The organism is Fontibacillus panacisegetis, assembly GCF_900102215.1.
Lineage (GTDB): Bacteria > Bacillota > Bacilli > Paenibacillales > Paenibacillaceae > Fontibacillus > Fontibacillus panacisegetis.
Genome location: NZ_FNBG01000016.1, coordinates 98,054 through 114,425, shown reverse-complemented (window position 1 = coordinate 114,425; position 16,372 = coordinate 98,054). Strand labels below are relative to the sequence as shown.

Sequence of the window (16,372 nt, the reverse complement as noted above, 5' to 3'; positions counted from 1 at the left end):
AACCAAGCAGTAGCATTTTAAAGAATACGATGGGATCTAGGGAGGGACGCCCATTGTTCTCACAGTAATAAGGTTTAACCAGATCAATAATGAAATTAAAATCGATATATTTGTCGATGTTGCGCAAAAGATGATCTTGAGGAACTAATTGCTCCAAGCAGACCAGTTCATACTCTAATTGAGGGTTTGTATCATTTGTAAACAACATAAAATCACCGCTCTCTGGCATATATTATATAGATATTATACCATATTAACGCGGTGATTTGGTGAAATAATGACTTTTTCAACAGTCTGATAATTGCATGCTTTCAGGCCATAAGGACCTTTGAGTTCTACGGATTATGAAATCCCTGAGATTCTTGTGATTCTTGTGATTCTTGAATACCTTGAGACCCTTGAGTACCCTGAGAGTCTTCCTTCGCTTCCGCCTTTTCCTCTCTTGGCCCCTGATCGATCGACTTTTTCTTTTTCCGACTGACCGGACGAATATAGCGAATAGCGAGCCAAATGAACAATACGATTAATATGCTGTAAAAAATCAGAAACTCCAGCCACAGCTCAATCGGTGCAGATGCCGTCAGGTTGCTGCCCTGAACCAAAAAAACTGTATCTGAAAAGGAAGGTTCAAAAATGCTGATCAGTGCACCAGCTGGGTTAAGTCCAAGAATAAAGCCGATCCATGAATACGGCGGCGGTTGTGAACCAGTTGCATACATATTCGACTGAGTAATGCCAAGCGATAGTATATACACAAGTCCTGTGACCAGAAAAATGACTAACCCTACTCCATACGTCATAATGACCGACAGCATCGTCCGCTTGAACAGAGTCGAAAAAAATACGCCTATCGATCCTAGCAGCAGCATAACGAATAAATAAAACAAAAACACAAGTACAAGCTGCTTCGGCGACACTCCGCCATACAGGAACACAATACTGTACACCGGAAGCGTGGCCAATATGATAAGAGTCATGAAGCTTAAGGAGGAAATCAGCTTACTAAGAATGATAGTAGATGAGCTCTGCTGAGTCGTAAGCAGCATATTCAAGGTCTGCTTTTCTCTTTCTCCACTAATTACACCTGCGGTCAATGCAGGGGTCATAAAAGCAATCAATACAAGCTGAGCCATACTAAGTGCATAAAAAATCATTCGGCTAACGCCAGCATCAACGCGTCCCATTTGACTTGAACCGCTGCTTGTCGCGACATAAATAATTCCCATAGCAAGAAGGCCCATTACGAGAATATAAGCAAGCATGGAGAATGCCGAACGAGGCGTTCTCATACGAAGTCTGAATTCTTTATCCAGTACGGGATTAATGAGCATTTTACGCCAATTCATCGTGAGACCCACCTTTCGTAATCTCCAGAAATACATCCTCCAGATTGCTCTGAACCTCATTGTAGGAGATGACTTGAAAACCTGATGCAATAATATTGCCTAGTAAAATAGATTGCTCAGCATCTCCGCCAGTAAACTGAACATGGATACCCATTGCATCGCTAAATACTTGACTGACATGTGCCTCATCACGAATTCGGGCAGCTAATTCCTCAGCACGATCGATTACGCGAATGTGCAGCACTCTTTTCACACGTAAGCGGTTCTGAATATCGGATACTCTGCCTTGGGCAACCATCGCCCCATGCTCTATTACGCCGATCTCATCTACCATTTCCGCGAGCTCAGGCAAAATATGAGAGGAAATAATAATTGTCTTGCCCATGAGCTTAAGCTCCTTCAGGATTTCGCGCATTTCAATGCGAGCCCGTGGATCTAATCCTGACGCTGGCTCATCCAGTATGAGAACATCCGGGTCATGCACAAGACAGCGCGCAAGACACAGCCGCTGCTTCATCCCCCGTGAGAGACTGTCGACGTAAGAGTCCTTTTTATCACTCAGGTTGACCAGATCCAGCAGCTGAGGTATTAATTTTTCCCGCTCCGGACGAGCAATCCCATAACTGGCGCCATAAAAGTGCAAATATTCAGTCGTCTTAAACTGATCATATACTCCAAAAAAGTCCGGCATATATCCGATTTTTTTGCGTACTTCATGAGGATGCTCGGTCACATCAAACCCGCCTACCTTCGCTATACCTGATGTTGGCAGCAACAACGTAGCAAGAATGGACATTGTCGTCGTTTTCCCAGCTCCGTTAGGACCGACAAATCCAAAAACCGTCCCCTTGTCGATAGACAAATTCACAGATTTTAACGCCTCGAAATTGCCGTATGTTTTTGTTAAGTTCTGAATTTCTATCATCGGCTCATCTTTCCTTTCAGGGAAATTTCGGGCATATCAAAGCTGGTCCATTCACTCGCCGTAATACGGATTAACAGCCTGGAACCATTCTGAATATAGTCGTCCACTTTCTCCGTAATGGCTACCTGCCCATTAACCCATGTCAGCGGTTCCCAGTTATTCATGGTATTATTCCAGATCATCGCTGTTGTCCGCTGTCCGTTATTCTGTTGTCTGATATTAAGCTCCGACAAGTTGGCGCTATGGCCTATGGCAGTTAAATTGTACTCAAAATCCATATCACCTTCGGACATGTTGATTCCTATAGAGCTATCTTGGCTCCACTCACTTGCAGTAATGTTGCTGATGCCTCCTCGAATGTAACCAAAAGGAACCTGTATTTCATTTTTGTCATTTACAAATTGAGGCTGTACCTGCTGTACCCACATATTTAGCTGCTCTGTTGGCACCTCTTTACCATTCACTTTATAATCGCTTATTACCGCTTGATCCCAAGCAATAATTACATTGTTAAATTCTGAATTACTACCTAAATAATTATTCATAAGCCCACGTTCCCGCTGGTGTGGATCATTTCGATTGTTACCAGTGTACGGAAAGGCAGTATCCCCGTAATTACCATATCGAACAGGAATTTTATTCGAAGGAATGGGACTTGATTGGTTTTTTTCAAGATTACCGATCATGTACAAATCGCCCCCAACAATCAGGGCAGTGTTGCTAAAATTACGGTCCGTATTGTTTGTTATCGTGCCTTGAGGCTGTCCCTTTTCATCATAAGTCATAACAATATCAAGCTTACCAAATTCTCTGTTCTCCGCTTGATCAACCCATACTTTAGCAATAGAACGATGAGTCATATCCAGCAACTTAACATCCGTTGCATCCTCTTGTTCTCTTACGAATTCCCTTGCAGAATTGCTCAAACTATTGCCCGTGATCAACCCGTCCTCACGTTTCAACGTCACGTGCGTTCCAGCTGCAAACTGCAATTCATACTTACCGCCTCGCGGTACAAACAATGAGGATGCTGTTGTTCGCTTGGCATACCCGTTACTATCCAGTTCCATCACATTGATTGTGTGCGTGCGCACATTAGTTTTTCCGGTAGTTCCTGCAAAATAAATTCCGACACTGGCCACAATAGCAATCACTGGAATGCATACCCATGCCCATTCACGTTTATCTAACTTTTTCAGAATATAATATAGGGCAGGCGCTACTACTAGTGCATATGCAATAAATATCCAAAACAAGCGTGAAAATGGGGGGAAAGTTAATGAAGGAAAATAGTCCAGCAAATAATCCATGCCCGATCTGAAATTCACATAAGCATATTTATAGTTGCCGCCTTGAAAAGCAGCGTTAGACAACAGTTTTTTGCTCAGAACAGAACCCCATACACCAGCATGGCCGCTCCAACTATCCAGTGGATCCTGAGACACGTCATATGCTGCATATAGCACTTCACCTTTTCCTACACTCCATGAAGCAAATAAGGGTTCATTTCCGTTAGAGAGTATAGTGGATGCTGTATCCTTGAGTGTGGCCGTCGAGATAGTCAAAGGATGATCAATAGACAACGCCTTGCCTCCAAGGCTGGCCAATTCAGGCAATGCGTTAACCTCGGTAGTTCCGGTAAATTCCACAGGTGACAGAGCTTCCAGCCCTTTTACGCTTTTTGTGTATCCAGCTCCACCAGCTAATACGAGTGTACCGCCTCTTTTCACCCAATCCGAAATAGCAGCCAACTGCCCCTCTGTAGAAGTATCCATAGAGTAATTGTTAACGACCAGCACATCCAGGGAGCTTAAGTATTGACCGTCATTGGGCAGTTGATCTCCCTTGAGCGAGGTTACTGTAACATTTCTTCCATTATCATTAAGCGCACGCAAAAAATTCATCGTGTCTGGATCAGAAGCCAGTACACCTATTACTGCACCTTGATTGAAAGCAGATTGCAAATACGCTTTACCTGAAGAAAACGGTATGTATTTACCCGATTCTGCCGAGCCACTATAAAAACGTATCGTAGTATTATCTTTGGTAAAATTGTTACCGATTACTCCGACCGTGATCTTCTTCGGCGTACCTGCCGGAAGGTCGACCTGCTTGATCTGGGACACGCTTCCCTGCATATACGGTAACTCTGCTCGAACAACTATTTCACCCGAAATGTCGGCATCGCTTTTTAAAGTAATCGTAATCGGAGTCCATTCATTCTCCTTATAATTTTCACCATAGCCTACTTCCGTTTCAATGCTGATCGCAGGCTCTGCAGCTGATACGTAAGCCGGAGCAGCTCCCCAAAGTCCCGCAGCAATCATAGTGATCAACACGAACATAGGTATGATCCTTTTCAATTGACCTACCAAGAAATTCTCCCCCTTCATTTCTGCTTCTTTCTTTTTATAACGGCAAACTTCCTCAGAAAGTTACTCTTTCTAGCGAAAACAGTCATAATCTAACAAAAAACCGCACAGCCCGAGCTTATCGTCTGTACGGTTCTATTTACGCATCTATTATTGCGACTTCTAGTTGAATACTACCGTTTTGTTCTGATGAACAAGAATCCGGTCCTCAACATGCCATTTAACAGCTCTTGCGAGAACGACGCGCTCGATGGTACGACCGATCCGCTTCAATTCGTTTACGTTATCACGGTGACTGACACGCTGAACGTCCTGCTCGATAATTGGACCTCCATCGAGTTCTTCCGTTACGTAGTGAGCTGTAGCGCCAATAATTTTCACCCCGCGTTCATATGCTTGGGCATACGGCTTACCTCCTACAAACGCAGGAAGGAAAGAATGGTGAATGTTGATGATCCGGTTGCGATAAGGTGAAATAAGCGCTGGGGATACGATTTGCATGTATCTGGCCAGAACGATGAGGTCCACCTTGTCAGCAACGATTTCAAGCTGCTTCTGCTCAGCTTCTTTTTTCGTGTCCGGCGTAACAGGAATATGGTAATAAGGAATACCGAAGGATTCCACATATTCCTTCATATCGGCATGATTACTAATTACCATAGAGATCTCTGCGTCAAGATCGCCTGCTTGCCATTGCCAGAGCAGCTCAACAAGACAATGATCCTCCTTCGATACAAAGATTGCCAGCTTTTTCTTTTGCTTCAACGGATAAAGCTTCCACTCCATTTGGAACTTGTCAGCAATAGCTGCAAAATCGGCTCTTACATTGGATAAACGATCATCCAGCTGATCAAGATCAAATTCAACGCGCATGAAAAACATGCCGCCCTCAGGGTCCATGGTATACTGGTCGAACTGAACAATGTTTGCTCCATGCTCATGCAAAAATTGTGAAACTGCTGCTACAAGTCCAGGTCCATCAGGACAAGAAATGAGCATGCGCGCCCGATTCTCCTCATATGGTTTAACAGGCTGAGTGCTGTTCTTAATATGCGTATCCATTTAGTATGATGCCCCCCAATAATCTATAGTTCTATTTAGCAGAAGCTAACCAGGCAATCAGTCGATGATTGATTTGCTCTTCCGAAAGATTCGGAAACAAGCTGGCTTCGGTTACAAGATCAAAAAGACGTTCCAAAGGCTCGCGTGGATCAGCTTTTTTTGCTTTGGCATCATTTTTAAGCAGGCTCCAGATATCCAGAACAAATGCACGTGGATCAATCTCTTGTTTCTTAAAGAAAGAAGACAACTCTTCTACTTCCCTAATGAAGCCATTACCAAAGCGACCAGCTACATCCCCACGCAGAAGTGCAATTTCGACTTCATACATCGGACGTTGTGTTTTTGCATCTTTACCTACCCATGGTGTTTCAAGGATAAACGATCGACCCGCAAGAGCCTCATGATGAACGACACGATTAATCGCATCAAAGCCAATCCAGCCCGAACCAATCGGTGTATGACGGTCCTTATGAGCTCCAATCGGATTTTTACTATCGTTAATATGAACCACCGCAATCCGGTTCAGCCCGACCAGATCATCAAACTTGCGAAGAACGCCGTCCAGATCATTTACAATGTCATATCCAGCATCGTGAATATGGCATGTATCCATACAAATCGTTAATCTCTCATTATGCTGTACTTTATCGATAATCGCTGCAATTTCCTCAAAGCTGCGTCCTATCTCGGTACCTTTTCCCGCCATCGTTTCAAGCGCAATGTTCACTTCAGTCTCGTTGGTACCGTTAAGCACCTCATTCAGCCCTTCAGCAATTCGCTCTACGCCGTAATCAGCATCCTTATCGGTGAAAGCACCCGGATGCAGTACGATATTCCGAACACCAAGCGCATGTGTACGACGGATTTCCTCCTGCAAAAAATCTACCGCAAGCTGATACGTACTGGATTTGTATGAGCCAAGGTTGATAATATACGGCGCATGTACGACAATCTCACCGATCTCGGCAGCCGCCATCGCCTCATTGCCTTCTTCAATAAACATCGTATCAATCGGTTTACGCCGTGTATTTTGCGGTGCACCGGTATATATCATGAACGAACTGGAGCCGTAAGAAACAGCCTCCTTCGTCGCACTTAACAGCCCTTTGTCCGAGAACGAGACATGAGAACCAATTTTAAGCATCTTGTATTTCCCCCTTTTGGACATTAAATCGCTAAACAAGCTTATTTTATCTTGAATATCGAAATAAATAAAGAAATACGGTATAATTCTTATCAAATTGAATGTTTTGTGACAAATTATGAGGTGATCTCTATTGTTATATTCTAGCTCGCTGTATTCAGCTTCCTTCCTGTTAGCTTCAGAGGGGCCAAGTCGATTCTTTATGAACAGCATCGTTTTTTGGGCTTTTGTTATGCTCGGTGCTATGGTGATTGGCGGTTACTTTATGTTCCGTAAATTTCTTAAGGTGCTGCCTAAAGCAGACGGAAAATCCAAGCTAGACTGGCAAAATCATTGGGTCGAAAGCAGCCGCCACCTGTGGACTGATGATTCCAAGGATTTTCTCACGATGCTCGTTCAGCCTGTTCCAAGTGCATTCCGCGACATTGCCAAACACTCCATCGCTGCCGAAATCGGTAGAATCGCTCTTGAAGAGAAGGCCCCCGCAGTTACAAGAGAGCACTGCATAAAAGGCTACATATCAGCAACACCTAAACGCGATAATAAATTTCTCGTTACTTTCCTGGAGAAAAACCAGATTGATTATCAGCCTTATCGTCATTTGATGGATAAATAACCGATGTAAAAGATGAAAAGCACGATGCAGAGTCTAGCTTTTCTCTTGATCTCGCCCTTTTGTCATCGGAGGTTAAGCAGCCTCTGACAAAAGATGTTGTCCCAAAAGTTATCTAAGATAACCTTGAGGGACGCTGTTTTTTAGCAGTGGAAGGGCAAGATATCAGGAAAAGCATACAAAAACAACTATGACGCCCAGGCGTTACCACCTAGAATGAAAATAAGATCCCCCAAATTTCCAAATTGCGCTTTAGTGAAATAGTACAGCTAGCTTATTCGTGAGAAGTCAGAGGATTGCAGATCGAACACACTAGAGGAAAAAATCTCCTTTATATTCAAAAATGAGATGATTTTAAAGAAAATAAAGGAAGTATTTTCCTTTATCCTTACTGAAATTGCCCTAAAATGCCAAAAACAAGCGTTTATCACCAAAATAGAGGAATTAAGTTCCTTTATTTTATGATCTTGAGCGAATCCTGATGGAATAAGGGAACTTTTTTCCTTTATTGCTACCGAAGTGCTGAGATAGGCTGAAAACGCCCAGATACGGTCATGGAATGTGGCGGGATCAAGCGGTGCAGGGATCGTCTTCCTTGCACCGCTATTTCTAGTTTTAACATGTCTTTTTATCAGGCGAACCGTCCCATGAAGCTAGTAAACCTACTTTTGGGACAGCCCCCTTTTTATGTTCACAAACCCTTGTTTATCAATGAGTCAGATTATTTCAAAATACTCAAGCAAAAGTTATCAATTGGTATCTATTATTTTCGAAAATATATTTTAGGTGGATTCCTTTAAATAATATCAGATGCCCCCAATTTCTACTTGTTGAAACAATGTTATGTATGATAAATTCAAAACACAAAAAGGACCATTAATGTTATATTGATCCATCCTCGCAATGAATTAATTGATTTTTGAAAGAAAATAAAAAACCTCTTGTATTCTGGAAACGTTGCGACCTAGAGCAAATCCCACATACGATGGAGATACCCAGCATGAAGTGTAAGCAAGAAGCAGGATCAACATGTTACACGAATAACCATTCCACATTGGTGGTGCAGACAGTCTAAATATAACTGATTTTACTCTTAAAGCTGCTTCCGGAGAAAATATTGTTGTCGTTGAAAAAGACCTGACTTTCGGTAAAAGAGAAAATTTAACGCTTGATGGCAAAAGAAATATGACAAACGTACAACCAACCTCACATCTATTCATCTATGAAAATCAAGATCAATCCAAACAAATCATAATTAGATTTTCCTTTAACACTAATTTTATCGGAAATGACTTATTGGATTGGTCTGGTACAAATAGTTATGAAAATATCAATTCAAAACTAGCAAGTCAGATGGACATGGCCACATTAAGTTATAAAAATATATTAATTACGATCCAGCAATTAGCCATCATAGAGACAAATTTCGAAATAACAAAAACCTCGATAAAAGAGGTAATACAATTATTGAAAAAATACTAGATTTTAATAATTTCTAAAATTTATACATAGTAATCTATTACAAAAAGTACATCTTACGGCATCTAAAGAGAAAGGGACAGTGAGTATGCGATATACTATAGTACAATTCAAAAAGCTAGAAACTAATCCTAAAGTATAAAAGTCACCTTCTAATAGTAGATTTCTTTTCATTTACCATCCACATTAAGGGTTCAGTTCAACTCTACATCGTCTTTTGTATGTTATTATTACTAATCCGTAATGTATAAGCCTGCTCAGCTATAGTGAATGTATCCCCTACCGCTAAAGAATATTCCTTATACGGAGCTATCTCTTCCCCGCTCAATTTCGTTCCGTTTCTAGACCCCAAATCCTTAATCGTACAGCCATCCCTAGTGATCATTAGTTCAAGATGGGCTCGTGACACACCTGTCGCAGTCTCCACATATTGAACAATATCTTCTGACCGTCCGATAACAAAGCTTCCAAAATGAAGCTGAATCAGCCCTGAACTTTCATTATTTTGTCCATGACGTTCTAGGCAATATGTAATTACAGGTGCTGCTCCTTGAGACGAAGTCGCTGGCTTGCCTAGCAGCACCGTTTGCATCGAAGACGACGACGGCATAAATGAATTTTCCGGAATCGCTTCTGAAATCGGTTCAAACTGAGGATGGGATACTGATTGATACTGCTGATTTACCTCCTTTTTAATATCATCCCAATTAATGCCCCTTTTTGCTTCTAATGAAGTGAATGAACCGGAATCATTCCACCGCCAATTTGTAGACAATTCACGGCTATCTTTTTCAGCATGTATTCCCCAGCCTCCGTCTTCAGGGTCAGTAAAAGAGGAGGGACTTCGTCTCCGGAAAATGCTAGACATCCGATCTGATATAGACTCAAACATCGCTCCAGCTCCATTACGAACAACAAAAAATACAACCACAAGCATTATAGTTAACCCCAAGCTAATATATACAGAGGTGTTAGGCCGATCAAAATATAGAAACTTCCAAATGAGTGCATCAATCAATACAAGTGCAAGTAATAGATACGTTGACTTTGATGGACTGCTATCTTTTTCAATCTGAATTTCTTTATCATGATCTTGCACATTTTCAGCAACGGCCTCTTCCTCAAATCCCCGCGGTGTGTCGATATATTCCTTTATTGTAACCCCTGAATGTATACGATTAATGGCAGGCTGAACAGCCTGATTAGGTGATCTCTGTGATTTAGACACGGTCTCCTTACCTGCCAAAAACTCCAAAAGCATACCTTTAAACACTGGAATTGAAAACAGATCATCACAGCAAAACCTCAATAACTGTTGAATTCCATTTCCTTCTATTTCCGTAACACTTGTCATCATTTTGGTGATTAAGCTTACTAGTGATTTACCTAGCGGTTCTGATGTAAAATTTTTCTTAAGAGGAACGTAGGTAAAATATAAACCCCCAGAACCAAGCGGCTCTTCAACATAAATGTAGTTCTCATCTAATAAGTAGTTGGAGGATGACAGCATGTACTGCTTACAATGATCCAACACGGTTGCAACTTGCAGGAGCAAATTATAGAACTCGTTCATACTGAGCTTATCGTTTCGCAGACATTGCGATAGCATTCTTTTGCCCGTTATTTCATAGTGAAGACTGATTTCAAAATCTACTTCCCTGACATCCAATTTCAGCAGATTCGGTATATTTACTGATGCCAGCATCGAACGCTGTACATGATTGATGTCCTGAGACTGAATCATTTCCTCGCCCTTCAAAATCATGTATGTTCCGCCATTTCTATCAAAATCGGTACATAACTTTGACATCCCTCGATCACTTCCTTCCACATGATGAATTTGAGTTACATATAGGTTACTGCCAAAATCGCTCCCGGAAGCACAGCAAGCATAAACGGCATTTGCAGCTGTTTATTTGAACCGGATTCGATAGGACTCCAGTTTTTTGTAACGACTGCTCCTAATACATTTTGCAGCAAGCTCCGCATACGACTGAACATTTCACGTCGCCACAATAAGACTATAAGTCCCAGACACCCTGCAGCAAGGATGGAATACATCATGATGGAAAGAGTTAGCCACACTCCTGTCCAAGCACCAATTCCGGCAAACAGCTTTACGTCTCCGCCGCCAACAGCTCCAAAAATGTGCATCAGAAACATCAGTCCAAATCCAATTCCTACCCCTTTTATTGCAAACAACATCCCGCTCCAGCCCCACATCACTCCATGATAAGCAATCCCTGCTAAAATTCCGGGCAATGTAATGTAATTAGGTATTTTCATCGTTTTAATATCGCTGACAAAAGCCGCACACAGCATCAAAAAGCATCCCCAATATTCCATTGGCATGAGACCTGCACTCCCTTCACTCCATTTATTTTCATCATTTACTTATTGTTAGGACTCTCAACATTAAAACTAGCAGTAGTCGTTATACCGTCCTGCGTCTCGATCACTAAGGTCCAAGTGCCTGGCGTAGTATTGCCGCCGACTAACCATTTCCATTCCACGATCCCGTTCTCATCTGCTGTAACCTCGCCTAAATATTTGGCCTGACTTACCCCGCTTTTGTAATAGACCGTCAGCTTTGCTGTTGAACCGGGGGCAACCTTTGCTGTTACGATAGCCTTATGCCCAGCATAAGCGGGGCTTGGTTTGGAGAGTACTATTGCTGCTTCCCCCTGTGTACCCTCATCACCACTGCTATCCTTATTTAATTCATCTGTATCTCCGATCCATACCCGCTCTTCCGCTTTAGCCTGCAAAACAATACGTCTCCCAATAAACGGGACTTGTATAGGCAGCTCATAACTAATTTCCAGACCAAAATAAGGGGTTTTACCTTTTTTTAAATCAGGGACAAATATCCGACTCACATGCAGGCGTTCCTCCTTAAGCAATGTTCCATCCAGAAAAGGATGCAGGATCGGCTTAACGACTGGATCAAGCACACTTTCGGCAACCTGATTTTTCAAGTCATTGAGCGGCTCGTCGCCCTTGGCTGCTGCATCCTTTATCCAATCTGAAATTGGAGAAGGGAAAGACGAGGCATATTGTGACGCCAACTCTGATAAAGACAGCTTCGATATAGACTTCATTGTATTTAGAGTAGATTTCCCTTCCGTTCCGAACGCTCCCTCTGTTCCGGTCTCTTGTTTTTGTGCATACGACTGCACTGCTAACGCTACAGGATAAATATTCGTGGACACCTCTCTAACGGTATTAGAAGCCACCATTTGCATTTGACTGGATAACAAGGTCATCTGAACCATGTAAATAAAGAAAAAAATTACGATAACAAACACTGGCATAACAAGAGCGGCCTCTAGCACGATGCTCCCTTTTGAGCAAGAACAGCATTTTCTACCATTACTAATAAGAGAAATCCGCTTGTTTCGAGACATAATAAGTGCTTCCTTCCACTCTTCCTTTTAACACTCCAGCTCCCCCCATAGCTTTTGCTACACCCGGCAAAAACCAAAGCGGGAGGGTCACAGTAACTTCACCCTTTAGATATGTTGGCCTTTGATCAGGAGCAATCCCCGTATTGTTTCGGATAACCGCAAGCATACGTGAAAGTCTTTGCTCACTCCTCCCATGAAGCAGCAAGAAGATTCGTAAATGATCTCTATAGCTAAGCTTCAATTTCAGGAAATCACTTAGATAGATGCTGCCTTCTTTTGCTAAATCAAGCATATCTTTTAGCGCATGTTCTACCCCATACAATAAGGCCGCCGCCAAAATAACGAGTGGATGTCCTTTGGTTGCATTTTTGATTAATCCTTCCATTGTCCGAATGGCTAAGCGCATTGCAAATATTTCACCATATGCTGCAGCCAAGTTGCCAACCGGATTGTGAAAGCCGTACAGTATGTATTCCACTTCCTGCTTTTTTGCTGCAAAAGAATCCGATAACGTATCTATTTTCTGAGATCCACTTTCTTTCAAGAGCTCATCTAATGTGCTGATATCAAACAATTCATAATAACTAACTATGTATTCGCCCTGAAAACAGCTATCTGACATCCCCTTCATTAAATTGGATAACCCACCGTAGAGCAGGTCCATTCCACCTATAGCTTCACTTCCAGCTTCGTAGGGATCAATAGTGGTTCTTTGATCAGTTCCCGAGTAACCTGTTCCAGTAGAATCCAGCGCAGCAGAATTAAAATTTCGATTCCCGTTATAGTAGGACTCCAACTGATCGAACTCCTTCTGATAGTCTCCCAGCTTACTCCTCAAATCCTTGATTTGTTTCATCAGATTTGCAGCTTCCTTTAGCTTGCCGCTTGCTTGTTGTTCTATCTGCTTGCGCTCCTGATCAGAAGATCTATGTCCATCAAGGTTTCTCTTATTTTCATCCAGAACATTACTGGAACCAGCATCCGAGTACTTACGCAAATAGCGATCTACCTCATTATCAAATTCTCTTAATGCCGAATGTAATGAGCTTTCTGATGCAGAAGCCGAACTTACCAAACCTTCCATAGAATAAAATGAGCCTGATGCACTCTGGAGTCTCAAAAACTGTGAAGCCTGTCCATCGATATCTCCCCTAAAATCATCAAACATGGATTCAGGCACAAGTAGTGACTGACCCTTCTTTCTAATTTGGGCAATTTCGCCTCCGTCGCCTAAAGATTCATTGCCACTCGTGCTTTGAATGCTAGAGACCTCGTTATATCCATCTTGAGCTGAACGATGCTCCGCTTCCTCAATGGTTTTCCTCATTAATTCATTGATGTCTTGAGCCTCGGTCAACAGTACATTTGCCTCGTTAAGCAATGTTCCGTGCAGCCCATCTGCCTCTTTCCGAAGATTGCCTAGTCTGCCAAACATCCTTCCAGCTTGATACCTGTATTCGTTAATTTCCTTCATATACTGTTGTTCTGAGGGCTCTCTACCAAAATCTGCTTCATACATATAAACGAAATCACTATATCCTGCCATAATATCTGAAGCGGTAGAACTACCTTCACCTTGCGAATCACTATATGAGCCAGAACGAGGAATAACGGTAGAAACCGATTCAACTAATTTGGCGACCATACGCTGCTTTTCCAGCATTGCATCAAATTTGGCTTCACGACGTTCATATAGTTTTTGCAATTTCCCTAGCAAATCTACTGTATTGGACGTTTCTTTCATTACCTGTGACATCGGTTTAAAACGATTAATCAGTTCTATGGTGAAATCAATTGGAGCTTTATATTTCATTTGCTCACGAATTTGTTGTTCAAATACGTTATACATACCAAGTGGACGCTGAAATTCTGCAGATGACGAATCTAGCCTTGCTCCTAAAACAGGCAAATCATCACTTCGTTTAGCCATCTCCAGGTTATCTTGCAGCACTTTTGACATAATGTAATTTCCGTCCGTCTCACCATAAGCAAACAATCCGTACTGTTCCAGAAGCTGCTGATCATACGACGACATTACAGAACGGGAAGCGGCATGAGCCAGCACCTCTGCCTTCGCTTGCAGTGCAAAAATCCGAGCAAAATCTATTAATAAAGCAACAAATGCAAATATAGATGCAAAAATAACGATAAAAAATACTGTTACTGCTCCCTGTTCTGAACGGCGCAAATCATTCATCACCTCCTCCTTTCATATCTTTATTTGCCGAATTTCTTCAGCGCTTCTCCGGCTTCTTGTTGGTCCATTTTATTTCCTCCAGCGTCCCTTCCCTTGAACTTGGCTCCGTAATAACGCACCAAATCAACCGTTCGAATCCACTCAACCGGATCAACAACATAAGCTTCCGCCCTAGTCCTCTGTGTTACATCACCGATCACTCTCTCCAAAGGAACCATAGGTACAAGACGTTCCAAGGACACTGTTACCTTGCGGAACAACATCCTGTTACTAAATTCCATGGTTCCACTCATTCCTTGGGGAAGCTCTTTTCCTGTGCTTGATAGCTTCTTCATAGGTAAAGAGCTTTCTGAGATTCCTTCAGATGGCAATTGCAAACGAGCAGCAGAAGATGAATTATCTGAGTTGTACCAGCCAAAAAAGGTACTCAGCATACCGTCGTCACTTAATCTCCAATACAGTGAATCGTACTTGTCCTCCTCATATTGACCCGTTCGAGGCTCTCGATAGCTATTGTCCCATGAGTACGCACTTCGCTCGGCAGCAACAATTGCAGCCTGTCCAAGCACTACTCCCTGATACAAGTACATGCAAAAAAACATCAATAGGAGCAAAGTACAAAAGATAATCGGGAATACGAGAGAAGCTTCAATTATGAAGCTGCCCTCGCGGTTACTAATCAGTTTCATTTGCTGCAATTTCATTATTCCGCGTCCATAAATTTATCTGTTTTAGAATCCGCCTTATCAAGCAAGCTCTCGACTATTTCACTAAGCTTATCTCTGAAAATGATGGCGATAATTACGATTACCGCAATAATCAGTATCATCTCAAGCATTCCCAGTCCCCGTTCATCACGCCATAATCCCTGCAATTTCACGTTAAGCTGACTCAACATTACACTTCACTCCTCTGTTTATTTGATTTCATAGTTAGAGTTACATATCCATGATCATAAAAGCCGGTGCCCCAACCAAAATAACGATGATCAAAAAAATCAATACCAGTGGAAAAATGAGCTTTGATGAAGCCTGCTCACCTAAGGTCTTACTTACAGATTTACGCTTGTCCCATAAGGAATGGGATAAATCACGTAGTGCCAATACAAAATCGTTGCCACCTCGCCGATAATTCAGCAGCACAGCCGTCGTAAAAGCGGATACTTCCTGAACACCACAGCGTTTACTGAACCCTTCAAGCGCTTGTTGAAAGGAATATCCGCCCTCCAGTTCTCTTTGCATTCGAAATAGCTCACCGTATAGCGGATGCTGTTCCTCTTCTTGTTTTCGATCCAGACATTGTCTGATCGCTTGCTGAACAGTTGATCCTGCTCCGACCAATAGCACCAGCTTATTCAGCAGCTCAGGTAATTCCAGATGGATTGCTTGTTCACGTTTAACGACTTTACGATGTAAATCATTTATTAAGGCTGCCGGAAGTAAGACAGACAAAATCCCCCCGATAACAATCCCCGTAATTTCTCCGTCCATTAGAAGAGTCATCAGACAGCCTGCAACTAATAAGAGCCAACTGTAATTGAGCATCTCCGCCAAAAACAATAGCGTAAATTCTCCCCCTCGCCTGTCGCCGCTGATCTTCTGAATTGAATGCTGTACTTTATAAAAAAGAATAGGAAATCTTTGCGATATTTTCAGTTTTTCCAGTACATACAGCATCGGAGGAGCCATTTTTTGCAATCGGATTCCTTCCATCTTCATGTCTGTACAGCCCCTGAATCTACCCGCTGATCGCTGATATGTCATTCCCCAGAACAAGACCAGAAAAATAAAAAGGCTTCCCCACACCCATAACATCTTCAACAGAAGT

14 protein-coding genes are annotated in these 16,372 nt (G+C 42.3%); 1 reads left to right on the top strand and 13 read right to left on the bottom strand.

The features are described 5' to 3' along the window. The 6 genes from BLS49_RS14515 to BLS49_RS14490 form a co-directional block, all read right to left on the bottom strand. Positions 1–208 (bottom strand): transposase (locus BLS49_RS14515; RefSeq protein ID WP_483864716.1); only part of this gene is annotated, 208 nt, incomplete at its 3' end. Between the two features lie 127 nt (positions 209–335). Further along, positions 336–1,346 (bottom strand): ABC transporter permease, encoded by a 1,011-nt coding sequence (locus BLS49_RS14510; RefSeq protein ID WP_091231778.1) that lies wholly within the window; start codon positions 1,344–1,346, stop codon positions 336–338. Beyond that, entirely contained in the window at positions 1,333–2,271 is a 939-nt protein-coding gene (locus tag BLS49_RS14505) for an ABC transporter ATP-binding protein (RefSeq protein WP_091231775.1), read from the bottom strand. The genes BLS49_RS14510 and BLS49_RS14505 overlap by 14 nt, the downstream gene beginning before the upstream one ends. After that, entirely contained in the window at positions 2,268–4,646 is a 2,379-nt protein-coding gene (locus BLS49_RS14500; RefSeq protein WP_091231772.1) for a DUF7408 domain-containing protein, read from the bottom strand. The genes BLS49_RS14505 and BLS49_RS14500 overlap by 4 nt, the downstream gene beginning before the upstream one ends. A gap of 159 nt (positions 4,647–4,805) precedes the next feature. Beyond that, on the bottom strand, positions 4,806–5,705 hold the full coding sequence (gene purU, locus BLS49_RS14495) for a formyltetrahydrofolate deformylase (RefSeq protein ID WP_091231770.1): 900 nt from the start codon (positions 5,703–5,705) through the stop codon (positions 4,806–4,808). A 31-nt stretch (positions 5,706–5,736) separates the two neighbouring features. Then, the gene (locus BLS49_RS14490) at positions 5,737–6,849 is read right to left on the bottom strand and encodes a deoxyribonuclease IV (RefSeq protein WP_091231767.1); all 1,113 of its coding nucleotides are present in this window, start codon (positions 6,847–6,849) and stop codon (positions 5,737–5,739) included. 202 nt (positions 6,850–7,051) lie between these two features. Between BLS49_RS14490 and BLS49_RS14485 the strand changes: the two genes are divergently transcribed. Beyond that, on the top strand, positions 7,052–7,465 hold the full coding sequence (locus BLS49_RS14485) for a DUF2621 family protein (protein ID WP_091231802.1): 414 nt from the start codon (positions 7,052–7,054) through the stop codon (positions 7,463–7,465). 1,681 nt (positions 7,466–9,146) lie between these two features. On the opposite strand, the gene BLS49_RS14475 is transcribed toward BLS49_RS14485, so the two are convergent. The 7 genes from BLS49_RS14475 to BLS49_RS14445 are packed head-to-tail and all read right to left on the bottom strand — an operon-like array spanning position 9,147 to position 16,359. After that, on the bottom strand, positions 9,147–10,751 hold the full coding sequence (locus BLS49_RS14475; protein ID WP_091231761.1) for a DUF6382 domain-containing protein: 1,605 nt from the start codon (positions 10,749–10,751) through the stop codon (positions 9,147–9,149). Between the two features lie 35 nt (positions 10,752–10,786). Next, the gene (locus BLS49_RS14470; protein ID WP_091231758.1) at positions 10,787–11,293 is read right to left on the bottom strand and encodes an A24 family peptidase; all 507 of its coding nucleotides are present in this window, start codon (positions 11,291–11,293) and stop codon (positions 10,787–10,789) included. 38 nt (positions 11,294–11,331) lie between these two features. Beyond that, the gene (locus tag BLS49_RS14465; RefSeq protein WP_091231752.1) at positions 11,332–12,348 is read right to left on the bottom strand and encodes a pilus assembly protein; all 1,017 of its coding nucleotides are present in this window, start codon (positions 12,346–12,348) and stop codon (positions 11,332–11,334) included. Continuing rightward, the gene (locus tag BLS49_RS14460) at positions 12,317–14,545 is read right to left on the bottom strand and encodes a TadE/TadG family type IV pilus assembly protein (protein ID WP_091231747.1); all 2,229 of its coding nucleotides are present in this window, start codon (positions 14,543–14,545) and stop codon (positions 12,317–12,319) included. The genes BLS49_RS14465 and BLS49_RS14460 overlap by 32 nt, the downstream gene beginning before the upstream one ends. 20 nt (positions 14,546–14,565) lie before the next feature. Continuing rightward, positions 14,566–15,249 carry a TadE family protein gene (locus tag BLS49_RS14455; RefSeq protein WP_245742435.1) on the bottom strand — a complete coding sequence of 228 codons (684 nt, stop codon included), beginning with the start codon at positions 15,247–15,249 and terminating at the stop codon, positions 14,566–14,568. Then, on the bottom strand, positions 15,249–15,443 hold the full coding sequence (locus tag BLS49_RS14450; RefSeq protein ID WP_091231744.1) for a Flp1 family type IVb pilin: 195 nt from the start codon (positions 15,441–15,443) through the stop codon (positions 15,249–15,251). Before BLS49_RS14450 ends, BLS49_RS14455 begins: the two co-directional genes overlap by 1 nt. Before the next feature lie 40 nt (positions 15,444–15,483). Further along, the gene (locus BLS49_RS14445) at positions 15,484–16,359 is read right to left on the bottom strand and encodes a type II secretion system F family protein (protein WP_091231796.1); all 876 of its coding nucleotides are present in this window, start codon (positions 16,357–16,359) and stop codon (positions 15,484–15,486) included. Positions 16,360–16,372: the final 13 nt, after the last annotated feature.